This window comes from Paenibacillus terreus (assembly GCF_042138595.1).
GTDB lineage: Bacteria > Bacillota > Bacilli > Paenibacillales > Paenibacillaceae > Paenibacillus > Paenibacillus terreus.
Window position 1 is genome coordinate 54,658 of record NZ_JBHIRX010000014.1, and the last position, 11,870, is coordinate 66,527.

At 51.4% G+C, this 11,870-nt stretch carries 10 protein-coding genes and 2 riboswitches; of the genes, 9 read left to right on the forward strand and 1 reads right to left on the reverse strand.

Going from position 1 to position 11,870, the window contains the following annotated elements; all coding sequences use genetic code 11:
• Positions 1–16: 16 nt before the first annotated feature.
• From rhaI to ACE5KN_RS21870, 6 genes are all read left to right on the forward strand, one after another.
• Positions 17–1,237, forward strand: a complete 1,221-nt coding sequence (gene rhaI, locus ACE5KN_RS21845) for an L-rhamnose isomerase (RefSeq protein ID WP_375524070.1) — start codon at positions 17–19, stop codon at positions 1,235–1,237.
• A complete protein-coding gene (locus ACE5KN_RS21850) occupies positions 1,234–2,706 on the forward strand; it encodes a rhamnulokinase (RefSeq protein WP_375524071.1) in 1,473 nt (490 codons plus the stop codon). Before rhaI ends, ACE5KN_RS21850 begins: the two co-directional genes overlap by 4 nt.
• A gap of 21 nt (positions 2,707–2,727) precedes the next feature.
• Positions 2,728–3,486 carry a DeoR/GlpR family DNA-binding transcription regulator gene (locus tag ACE5KN_RS21855; RefSeq protein ID WP_375524072.1) on the forward strand — a complete coding sequence of 253 codons (759 nt, stop codon included), beginning with the start codon at positions 2,728–2,730 and terminating at the stop codon, positions 3,484–3,486.
• Between the two features lie 82 nt (positions 3,487–3,568).
• Positions 3,569–4,306 carry a (Fe-S)-binding protein gene (locus tag ACE5KN_RS21860; protein WP_375524073.1) on the forward strand — a complete coding sequence of 246 codons (738 nt, stop codon included), beginning with the start codon at positions 3,569–3,571 and terminating at the stop codon, positions 4,304–4,306.
• A complete protein-coding gene (locus ACE5KN_RS21865) occupies positions 4,293–5,804 on the forward strand; it encodes a LutB/LldF family L-lactate oxidation iron-sulfur protein (protein WP_375524074.1) in 1,512 nt (503 codons plus the stop codon). Before ACE5KN_RS21860 ends, ACE5KN_RS21865 begins: the two co-directional genes overlap by 14 nt.
• Positions 5,797–6,528, forward strand: a complete 732-nt coding sequence (locus tag ACE5KN_RS21870; RefSeq protein ID WP_375524075.1) for a LutC/YkgG family protein — start codon at positions 5,797–5,799, stop codon at positions 6,526–6,528. Before ACE5KN_RS21865 ends, ACE5KN_RS21870 begins: the two co-directional genes overlap by 8 nt.
• 150 nt (positions 6,529–6,678) lie before the next feature.
• On the opposite strand, the gene ACE5KN_RS21875 is transcribed toward ACE5KN_RS21870, so the two are convergent.
• A complete protein-coding gene (locus tag ACE5KN_RS21875) occupies positions 6,679–7,860 on the reverse strand; it encodes an acyltransferase (RefSeq protein ID WP_375524076.1) in 1,182 nt (393 codons plus the stop codon).
• Positions 7,861–8,080: 220 nt separating this feature from the next.
• Positions 8,081–8,268: riboswitch (cobalamin riboswitch) on the forward strand.
• A gap of 179 nt (positions 8,269–8,447) precedes the next feature.
• On the opposite strand from ACE5KN_RS21875, the gene ACE5KN_RS21880 reads away from it, so the two are divergent.
• The 3 genes from ACE5KN_RS21880 (at position 8,448) to ACE5KN_RS21890 (ending at position 11,259) form a co-directional block, all read left to right on the forward strand.
• Positions 8,448–8,807 (forward strand): (2Fe-2S) ferredoxin domain-containing protein, encoded by a 360-nt coding sequence (locus tag ACE5KN_RS21880; protein ID WP_375524077.1) that lies wholly within the window; start codon positions 8,448–8,450, stop codon positions 8,805–8,807.
• A gap of 253 nt (positions 8,808–9,060) precedes the next feature.
• Entirely contained in the window at positions 9,061–10,299 is a 1,239-nt protein-coding gene (locus tag ACE5KN_RS21885) for an MFS transporter (RefSeq protein WP_375524078.1), read from the forward strand.
• Between the two features lie 183 nt (positions 10,300–10,482).
• Positions 10,483–11,259: a MeeY/MeeF family manganese export membrane protein gene (locus ACE5KN_RS21890; protein WP_375524219.1), complete on the forward strand. Its 777-nt coding sequence runs from the start codon at positions 10,483–10,485 to the stop codon at positions 11,257–11,259.
• A gap of 396 nt (positions 11,260–11,655) precedes the next feature.
• Positions 11,656–11,851, forward strand: a riboswitch (cobalamin riboswitch).
• Positions 11,852–11,870: the final 19 nt, after the last annotated feature.

The window sequence follows — 11,870 nt, forward strand, 5'->3', positions numbered from 1 at the left end:
TTCAGGAGGATTCGGTATGAGTGACAAAGCTTACGCCTTATTTGTAGAGCAGCAGCAGGCACGAGGTATCCGTCTTGAAGATGTGAAGGCCCGGTTGAAGGAGCTTAAGATTGAGACCCCTTCCTGGGGGTACGGGGATTCCGGTACACGCTTTAAGGTTTTTCAAAAAACAGGGGTGCCGAGAAGTCCGTTCGAGAAGCTGGAGGATGCCGCAGAGGTGCACAAGGTCACCGGGTTATGCCCCTCGGTAGCCATCCATATTCCATGGGATAAGGTGGAGGACTACGGCAAGCTGCGCAGTCACGCGGAAAGCCTTGGCCTGCGTATCGGGGCGGTGAACCCGAATCTGTTCCAGGACGATGATTATATGCTGGGAAGCGTGACCAATAGCGACGAGGCGATTCGCCGCAAAGCGATCGGTCATTTGCTGGAATGTGTGGATATCGCCAAGGAGACGGGCTCGAAGGATTTGAGCCTGTGGTTTGCGGACGGCACGAATTATCCGGGACAGGGGGACATCCGCCGCCGCAAACGCTGGATGCTGGAAGCGCTCGGCGAAATGTATAAAGCGCTTACACCCGAAATGCGTATGCTGATCGAATATAAGGCGTTTGAGCCTGCATTTTATCATACAGACATTGCGGACTGGGGCATGGCTTACAATTATGCTGTCAAGCTGGGTCCGCAGGCTGCGGTGCTGGTGGACACCGGGCACCATCTGCCCGGAGCCAATATTGAGCACATCGTCGCTTATCTGATTGACGAGCAGCGGCTGGGGGGCTTCCATTTCAACAGCTATAAGTATGCGGACGATGATCTGATCGTTGGCTCAGTGAATCCTTATGAGCTGTTTCTGATCTTCTATCAGATCCTGAATGCGGCGAATGATGAGGATGCGGCTATACGTAACACAGTGGACGGCATTGCCTATATGATCGACCAATCGCATAATATCGAGCAGAAAATACCGGCCATGATTCGCTCCGTGCTGAATGTGCAGACCCAGTATGCCAAGGCGCTGCTGATCAACCATGACGAGGTGGCCGATGCGGCTGGCCGGGGGGATGTGCTGGGCGCGGAGGATGCCGTGCGCAAAGCATTTGAATTTGACGTAACACCGCTGCTGCAGGCGGTGCGTGAGGAACAGGGACTGCCGGTTGATCCGATGAAGGCTTATCTCTCGAGCAGTTATCCGAACGACATTCTGGCCAGAGGCAAAGGCGGTGCAAGCTGGTGAACATTCTGGCCTACGACCTGGGGGCGAGCAGCGGCAGGGCGCTGCTCGGCCGTCTGACCGGATCGCGGATCGAGGTGGAGGAGGTTCACCGTTTTGCCAATGACCCGGTCAAAGTCGGAGAACGGCTGCAGTGGGACATTTTACGGCTATATCATGAAATCAAACAGGGGCTCCTGAAGACGAAGCATATGGGGGTGCAGCCGCAAAGCCTTGCCATCGACTCCTGGGCGGTGGATTTCGGGCTGATCGGCAGAGACGGGGAGCTGCTGGGCAATCCTTATCATTACCGGGACTGGCACACACATGGGGTCATGGAGAGCATGTTCCAGTCAGTCCCGAAGCAATATATTTTCGAAAGAACGGGTATCCAGTTTCTGTCCTTTAATACGATATATCAGCTGGCGGCCATGAAACAGGCGGGATCGCCTTTATTGAGAGAGGCGGATCGTTTTCTCATGATCCCTGATCTGCTGCGCTATTTCCTGACCGGAGAAATGCTGAATGAGTTCTCGAATGCCACCAGCACGCAGCTGTATAATCCGCTGGCGGGAGACTGGGATTGGGAGCTTATCAATCGTATCGGAATATCCGACTCCTGGTTCGGGCGAGTGGCGGACCCCGGGACAGAAGCGGGGAGAATCCGCTCCTCTGTCATGACAGACCTCGGGATTGAGGCCATTCCTGTTTGGACGGCTGCCGAGCATGATACAGCCTCCGCCGTTGCCGCCGTACCTGCGCTTGAACGCTCATTTGCTTATCTGAGCTGCGGCACCTGGTCCCTGATGGGAACAGAGGTGGACCGTCCTGTAATCAACGAAGAGACGCTGCGGTTTAATTTTACCAATGAAGGCGGTGTAGGACGCAGGTTCCGTTTACTGAAAAACATTATGGGCCTCTGGATCATTCAGGAACTAAAAAGAGAATGGGAGCGGGAAGGACTTGCATACTCCTTTACCGAAATAGTCCAATTAGCAGAAAAAGCCCCTGCTTTTGCCGCCTTCATTGATCCTGATGATGAATTGTTTTTGCATGCAGGCGATATGAGGTCACGCATCCGGCAATACTGCCGGACAACAGGGCAAGGTCTGCCGGACGGACCGGGCGAGCTCGCACGCTGTATTTTTGAAAGTCTTGCATTGAAATACCGCTATGTGTTGGAGCTGACGGAGAAGCTGTCCAATCAGCGCTTTAACGGTCTTCATATGGTGGGCGGCGGCATTCAGAATGCGCTGCTCTGTCAATGGACGGCGGATTCCATCGGCAAACCGGTATGGGCCGGGCCGGCGGAAGGAAGTGCCATCGGCAATTTGGCGGTGCAATGGATCGCACAGGGAGTATTCTCGGATATTTGGGAGGCACGGAAGGTGATCCGTGAATCTTTCCCGGTCAAGGTGTATGAACCAGCCAACAGAGAAGCGTGGGAAGAGGCATACGGCCGTTTTCGGCAGATCGCAGGGCTTGCAGATTAACGGTTTGGAGTGAAGTGTAACATGCTGGTCGCAGAACGATATGAAAAAATAGTGCAGCTGGTTAACGAAAGAGGAAGTATACGGGTTTCTGAGCTGAGTGCGCTGTGCGAGGTGACGGAGGAGACAATCCGCAGGGATCTTGACCGGCTGGAGGAGGCAGGCAAGCTGCGGCGTTCGCATGGGGGCGCGGTCAGTGTGAAGGATGAGCAGCCGGAGCTTCCTTTTTCAGAGCGCGAGATTATGCATGCGGAGGAGAAGCGGCGTATTGCAGAGGCAGCGGTAAAGCTGATTCAACCGAGTGACCGCATCCTGCTTGATGCGAGCTCGACGGCATGGTATATGGCAGCCAGATTGCCTGACGTTCCGCTGACCGTACTGACAAATTCGATTCGGGTGGCGACCGAGCTGAGCGGCAAGGAAAAGGTTGATGTTATATCCACCGGCGGCCTGCTGGCCAAGCGATCCCTGTCTTATGTCGGTCCTCTGGCTGAGCGTTCCTTAGACGCTTATTACGTGGATAAACTGTTTCTGTCATGCAAAGGAGTTCATCTCACCCGCGGAGTGAGCGAATCCAACGAGCTGCAGGCGAGGGTGAAGCAGAAAATGGTGGGGATCGCGGATCAGGTTATTTTGCTGGCTGATGCAAGTAAATTCGGACAGCAGGCCTTTACCCATGTCATGGACCTGAAGCAGGTCGACAGCATGATTACGGACCGGGGAATCGAGGAAAAGGTGCTGGCCGGGCTGGCCGAGCTTTCCATTCCCGTGACGATAGTATAGCTATACAGACTAAGCCAAGCCCGGAAAGATGCGGGTTTGGCTTTTTCTCCATTTCGGGGATTCACAAAAGAGGTGTGAGGATATGAAGGTTTCGTTATTTATCACTTGTTTGAGTGACGCCATATACCCCCAGGTTGGGGAAGCGATGGTGCGCCTCCTGGCAAGGTACGGGATTCAGCTGGAGTTCCCCGCGGTGCAGACGTGCTGCGGACAGCCTTCCTACAACAGCGGATACTGGGAAGAGACACGCACAGCCGCCAAAACCTTGCTGGAAGCGTTTGATGACAGCGATTTTGTCGTCTCTCCTTCAGGGTCATGCACCTACATGATTCATCACTATCCGGAGCTGTTCAAAGATGATGAATACTGGTTGGAGAAGGCGCAGCGTCTGGAAGAAAAAACATATGAGTTTACACAGTTTCTGGTGCAAGTCCTGGGTGTGACGGATATGGGGGCCGTTTTTCCACATAAAGTGACGTACCATCCGTCCTGCCACGGCAGCCGCCTGCTCGGTGTTAAAGATGAACCCATGCAGCTGCTGAGCAGTGTGCAGGGGCTTGAATTGGTACCGCTTCCTTTTGCGGAGGATTGCTGTGGCTTCGGTGGTACGTTCGCTGTGAAAATGCCCGATATTTCAGGGGCCATGGTCACGGAGAAGGCAGATCATATTCTGGAGACGGAAGCCTCCGTGCTGGTCGGCCTCGATATGGCCTGTCTGATGAATATTGCCGGTAATTTACGCTACCGGAACGAGCCTGTCCGGGTGATGCATCTGGCAGAACTGCTTTACGAAGGAGTGATACAGCATGAGCGCAGGTAATTCCATGGCCGTTGATGTGAAGGATCGGGCCAGTCAGGCGTTAAAGAATGAATTTCTGCGAAATGCGGTCAAATTTACAACAGAACGGCTGCGCAATGGCAAAAAAATGGCCTCTGAGGAGCACGGCAACTGGGAGGAATGGCGGGAGCGGGGGCGCCAAATCCGTCTGCATACGATCGCCCATCTTGATTATTATCTGAACTTGTTTGTGGAAAATGCCCGCGCGAACGGGGTGCACATTCATTTTGCCGATACGTCGGCAGATGCGGTGAGGATTTCGCTGGACATTGCCGCGCATAATCAGGCACGCAGCGCGGTCAAATCGAAATCGATGGTATCCGAAGAGCTGCACCTGAACGAAGCCTTTGAACAGGCTGGCATCGAAACGATCGAGACGGATTTGGGAGAGTATATCATTCAGCTTGCGGGCGAAGCGCCCTCCCATATCGTCATCCCCGCTATTCATAAGAACAGGTATCAGATCGCCGAGCTGTTGTCGCAGGAGGCGGGGGAGCAGCTGTCAGCGGACACGACCGTGCTGGCGGGATTTGTGCGCAGAAAGCTGCGGGAAAAATTTCTCGCGGCAGATATCGGCATGACCGGCTGCAACTTTGCCATTGCGGAGACCGGCTCGATGGTACTGTTTGAAAATGAAGGCAATGCGCGCATGGTGTCCACCGTGCCGCGGATACAGATCACCCTTATGGGCATGGAACGCATCATCCCCTCCTGGGCCGATCTGGAAGTGATGGCGACATTGCTGCCGCGTTCGGCAACGGGCCAGAAGCTGACGATGTACATGTCGGGCATTACAGGCCCGCGCCGTGCCGGGGATGCGGACGGCCCGGAGGAGATGCATATCATCATTGTGGATAACGGCCGCTCCAACCAGCTTGGCGATCCGGAATTCCAGGAGCTGCTGAACTGCATCCGCTGCGGTGCCTGCCTCAATGCCTGTCCGGTATACCGTCATATCGGCGGCCATGCCTATGGCGGAACCTACAGCGGGCCGATCGGTGCGGTGCTGACCCCCGCGCTGAACGGCAACGTGGCTGAATGGAACGACATTGCCAGCGCATCCAGCCTGTGCGGCGCGTGTTACGAAGCCTGCCCCGTGAAAATTCCCCTGCACGATATGCTTGTCTATCTGCGGCGGCGTAAGGTCGAAAGCGGACATGGCAGCAGGCTGGAAGGGATCGGCATGAAGGGCTTTGCGGCCGTGGCCGCCAACTCGAAGCGGTTCAGCGCGGCGGTGCGGTTGGGCCAGCTTGGCCAAAAACCCTTCGTCCGGGACGGTGGGGTTCCCCTGAAGCTGGGTCCGTTGAAAGGGTGGAACAATTACAGGGTTGCACCGTCTCTTGCGAAGCAGACCTTCCGTCAGCGCTGGAAGGAATTGGACCGTGAAGTGCGAAGCACGCTGCCCCAGCCGGACCCGGTGCTGCAAAGTCGGATGGAGGCTGTTTTGCGGCAGCGGAAAAGGGGGGAGCGGCATGAGTAGCCCGCATCAGGAATGGCTGGAGCAAATGGAATCCCAGTCACGCGCGAAGCAGCAGCAGTTTATGAACGGCATTGCTGCCAGACTGAAGCGGCCGCGTGTAACGGAACCCCCTCCGCATCCGCTGCGGGGCGCGCCGGGGTTCTGGCAGGCGTTCGAGTGGAGCGAGCAGGAGCGGATCGACCGCTTTGCCGCCAATTTCAGCAGCGTGGGCGGACATGTAGCCAGACTGGGGACAATGCAGGAAGCAGCTTCCTTCATCGTCGACAAGGCAGTCGAAATGGGAGCAAGAGCCATTCTCAGACAGGACCAGCCGGAGCTGGCGGCGCTTGAGCTGGAATCCGCCATTCCCGGCGCGGACATCTCTGTCTGGAACTCGGATTCCGAGAATTCCTGGAAAGCCAAAGCGGCTGATGCGGACTTCGGTGTCGTTATGGCGGATTATGCTGCTGCTTATACCGGTTCGGTGGCGGTGCTTTCTGCACCGCATAAAGGTCGCTCCGTAAGCCTTCTTCCCACCGTGCTCATCATTCTGGTTCCGGTGGAACGACTGAAGACCCGGCTGGGTGAAATTCTGACGGAATTTGATCAGGCTGGGCGTGATCAGCTTCCGGCAGGCATTCACTTTATCTCGGGCCCGAGCCGGTCCTCGGATATCGAGAATGACCTGACGATCGGCGTTCACGGGCCGGGAATTGTCTATGCTTTGATCATCGGGGGCTCGTGATCAATAGCCGTAAAAACGCCTATCGACGTACATTCTCAGAAGACAGACCGCGTTTAGCGGAAATTTTTCTTGCGATTTTAGGAGGCCTACTCCAGGAAATTCAAGCCTTAAGCGGAACGGCGTCCCGCTTAAGGCTTCTTGCGGTTTCGATTATTTCCCAGGAAAAGCAGCAGAACTTCTTGCTTCCTGTCTAAGCTCAGACCGCTTTGGCTTGGGGAGGGGACCAAAGAACACAGAGGCATAAGGAAGATAGCGTCCGGCCATGGATACTACGAACCAGGCAAGAGTCAACGCCAGCGCAAAACCGCCTGCATACCAGAGATGAAGCAGCCAGGCCGTGCCGGTTTGCGGCGAGAAAAGGCGGTACAGCAGCAGCACGATCGGGTGCAGCAAATACACGCCGAATGAAACCGAGCCCAACTGCGCCAGCCCGCGACCAAGGGCGGATCGGCCCTGATGGTACACCACGGAGGCGATTTGCAGCAGTACAAGTACGCTTAGCGAGGCGTAAATGTTGTACAGCAGCTCGTAAAGGAGTGAATTGTACAAAAGGCCATTCATACGCGTTTCATACCAGATGTACACATGCGACAGCCCTGCGGCCAGCCACAGGAGCCACAGCAGGCTCCAAACGGCGATTCGTGTTCCTGAGGCATGTTCCTTGCGCACAATGAGCCATTGTTTGATTTTCGGATAGTAGATGCCTAGCGCAGCGCCGAGCATGTAATATGCCATGTAAGAGAGCACCCAGCTGCCGCGGTTTTCCACCTGAAAGTAATACTTGTTGGCGATCACAAAAGCCCACTGCAGCGCAAAGCCTAGCACAACCGCCCAACTGTGCAATCCGCGAAACCTTTTGAACAGCCACAGGAACAACGGGAACAGCAGATAGAACTGCGCATTTATAAATACAAAGTACAAATGGGTGTAGGCTTTGCCGGTAACAAGCTTGGTGAAGAAGGAACGGGTCAGTTCTCCCGCATCCATACCGGGGGCTCCGGCGGATGTCTGCTGCAGGCAGAAATAAATCAGTGAAAAAACGAAATACGGCACCAGGATATACAGCAGTCTTTGCTTATAAAAATGCTTGATTAAGCTGCTGCCGAGCGGCCGGTCCAAATAGTTGTAAAAAAGCACAAATGCGCTCAGCGCAATAAACGTGGATGTTCCGAATTTCAGGAAGATGTTCAGAAAGTTATAGAAGAAATAATAGTGAGATTCCGTCATTTGCAGTGTGGCAGACGACGTGGAATGGACTGCTATAACCCCTATAATCGCAAATGCCCTGACAACCTGAAGCTCAGGGACTTTTTCCTTCTTGGCAGTGCCCATATACGAATCATGTCCTTTCGGTTTCTAAGTGCCGTTTCATTAAAACGCATTTTTCTGAAACAAAAGAAAGAGTTTACTGAAAATATGCTGAAAGGCCCATTATTGGATTAGATCTGAACTCGGAAATGTTATGTATTCCTGTTCCTGATATATGACAATGGAAAAATGAGATTATGTGACATGAATTTTAAAGGCTCGTCATTCTGTCCTGAGTCCGTTATAATGGAAGAATCTCGCAGGTGCCCTGGCCAAGGCCGGGGTTAAAAGGGAATAGGGTGAAAATCCCTAGCGGTCGCGCCGCTGTAACCGGGGAGCCTCCTTCCATACATGTCACTCAGCATGCTGGGGAAGACGGAAGGCAGGTACCGATCCGGGAGCCAGAAGACCTGCCTGCAGGTTCGCATCAGCCCTTCGCGGTTAAGGAACGGTGTACATAATATGGAGATCGGGACCCGTGTGTGGTCTGCGGTCTGTTCTCTTATGTACTCTTGCCCTCAGCCCTTTGCGGACTGAGGGCTTTTTTGGGTCAACATGAAGCCGGACGGGGAGGCTTATGCGAGATCACAAGTGCATGGGAGAGGATAAGAATGGAGCAAGTTGCAACGAAAAGAAGAGTTCTCGGCCAGGTTATGATCTGTAACGGCTGCTGCTGCGGTCATACAGAGAAGGGCAAACCGGGCATCCCGCTAGACAAGCTGAAGAGCAGATGGAAGGAAGAGAAGCTGCTCAAGAGTATCCAGCTGACAGTCACCGGCTGTCTTGGTCCTTGCGATATTGCCAACGTCGTATCGATTCAGACGCCGGACGGTCCGGTATGGTTCGGCGGCATCAAAGAGGAAGACCTTTATGATGAATTGCTGGAATGGGCGATCGCCTCGCGGGATGAGGACAAGCTGCTGGAGCTGCCGGCCAGTCTGCTTCCCTATCGATTCGAGCGTTTTCAGTAGAAAAAACAAAATAACTGATGTAACAAGTCCCACCATTTTTTGGTGGGTTTGTTGTTTATTCAAAATAAAGATTGGATTAACAGAAAATTTTTATTTATTATCCAACATAAGGAGCGACTGTTGAAAGCTATGATATTGTCGTTTCCTTAAAACTATATAAATACTCCATAATATTATATTTAATAAAGAAATTTGTTCATATAAAATTTCCTTATGTTCATACATAACCAAACGGATAAGGAGAAAGCAAAAAGTGAAGAAACGTATAGGGAAATTCAACAAAGTTTATGCCATGCAGCTTGCAACAATCTTTATAGGGTTTATCATATTCGGATTTTCAGAAAACATAAAGGGACCCGCTATTCCACGGATCCAGTATGACTTTCTGCTAAACGAATCACAATTGGGCACTTTATTGTCCCTTAATGCGCTTGGCTATTTAATCGCATGCTCTTTTACTGCTTATCTGACAAGAATATGGGGAATCAAGCGGGTAACCGTTATATCTTTTGCAGTGATGGCGGTCTCGGGTATTTTCATTTTCTTTTCTCCGTATTATGTTACGTTTTCTGCGTCATATTTCCTGATGTACATTGGAAACGGGATGCTGGAGATTGGATTGGCTATTTTAGGCGCCCGCATATTTGTGAGAAATACCGGCACAATGATGAACTTAGCCCACGGTTTTTATGGCCTTAGCTCGACGGTCGCACCGCTTATTGCGACGGGTCTGATGCAGGTTAAGATTAACGGTTCTGTGCTTGACTGGCGCGGTATGTATCTTGTCATGCTTTTATTATCGATCATACCGATTATATTTGCACTTTTTAGCACTTTCCCAGGGGATGAGATTAAACATGAAGATCGCGTTCCTCTGAAAACATTGATGCAAGACCCGGTTATATGGCTGATGGTGGTTATTTTATCATTTGGCGTTGTTTCCGAATTGGCTGTAGGTGGCTGGCTCGTTAACTTTCTTGAAAAAGCGTACGGCTGGGATACAGTTTCAGCTTCGGGAATGTTATCTGCTTTTTTCTTATGTTTTTCACTGGCACGGCTGTTGCTTGGACCGTTAACAGACAAAATTGGTTTTACTTTGTCACTGATTGTATTTGCAGGGCTATCTTCACTTTGTACTTTCATAGCCATTTTGGGGGGAGAGAGCCTGGCCTTTTTATTCGCTGCCGCCGGTATAGGGATTGCGATGATTTATCCAACCGTTATGGCTTTTATTGCCAAAAGGTACCCTAATGGCAGTGATACCGCAATAACTTTTACAGTTACGCTTATGGGAGTCGGCAGTGTAATTGGCAACTACTTGATCGGCGGAGTTATTGAAATAACGAAGGGCTTTTTCGGGGCAGATTCTCAGTTGGGACTTCTTCGCGGGCTTCAGGCTGGCTACGGATTTATAGGTTTATGTGCAGCCATTTGTGCGGTCGGGGGCGTCATTCTATATGCTTACTTATTAAAGCGGAAAGAAATGATATAGAGTTATTATTGATTTTTTATATTTAATGAATGAAACGAGCCATAACTTGACAGCGTAAATAGGGAAGGGAATGACGGTGCAACTTTTAGCCGGATAAAAATCTCTGATTTAACCGAAACTTGAGTTTCAAACAGGAAGTTTGTCGTAATGAACATACTCTTTATGAAGAGGGGAGAAGTGCTGTTGGAATCCATTTGGCTGGAGTACGCATGGGCATTACTGATTCTTATTGCATTGGAGGGTTTGCTATCGGCGGATAATGCCTTGGTGCTGGCGGTGATCGCAAAGCATTTACCGGAGGACCAGAAGAAGAAAGCCATCAATTACGGGATTATTATGGCTTTTGTTTTTCGCTTTGCCGCTCTGTTTGCGATATCGTTTATTGCCAACGTCTGGCAAATACAGGCGATCGGGGCTGCTTATCTGTTATACCTGGGGTTAAAGCACATCATCAAAGCACGTTTTGGCAAGAAAAACGAGAATATTCGCGAAGACGTTAAGAAAGATGCTGCAGGAAAAGGCTTTTGGCCAACCGTAGGAAAAATTGCTATTGCGGATCTTGCCTTTGCGATTGATTCCATTCTTGCTGCAGTGGCTTTGGCACTGGGGCTTCCCGATTCACCGCTTGGGGATTTCGGCGGTATGGACGGCGGACAATTCATCGTTGTATTGCTTGGCGGAATCGCCGGGCTCGTCCTGATCAAATTCGCAGCCACATGGTTTGTGAAGCTGCTCGCTCAACGGCCGGCACTGGAGACCACGGCTTATGCAATTGTGGCTTGGGTCGGCGTTAAGCTCGCTGTGATTACCCTGGCCCATGAAGATATTGGTGTACTGGCTCATCATTTCCCGCATAGTACAGGCTGGACCCTTGTCTTTTATGGTGTTTTGGTTGCGATAGCACTTCTCGGATGGTTCGCGCCATCAAATAAAAAACAGTCACAGGCTGATCTGCCTTAGGTTCAACCTTACAATGAAACAGTTGGCAGGATAAATTGCCCTTGATATATTAAGGTTCATTTGCTAAGGAGAGATTTTTTTGTGACTCAAAAGCAGGCGATGAGGGCAGGAATGAAGTTATTCGTTCCTGCCCTTTTTAATCTTCATCAAACGAAATGGATTATAAAAATGAAAGAAAGCATAGTTCAGTCAACATAAGGCTGCCGGTATGATCGGCAGCTTTTTCAGCTCACGGGTAACACAGCTGTCAAACTGAACATCCCATAGCTTCCATCTTTTATATCATAAATTACACAAAAACTTATGCCGAAGTGTTATTCAGCATTATATCGTAGACAAAAGGGACCCCTGCCGCTATGATAGAAACGAAATAGAGACGTCACTGATTGAAAAACTAAATAATCCAGCGTACGAGGTGCAGGTATGCGTGCATTCACGTTGCCTGCTTAATAGGGAAGTCCGGTAGATTCCGGCGCGGTCCCGCCACTGTAAATGCCGAGCTATCCCCGCAAGCCACTGTTCTTCAGGAATGGGAAGGAGGGGAAAAGCGATAAGGCTGAGCCAGGAGACCTGCCTTGTAACGATTTTGTTTCTGCATTCTTCGGGAGAGA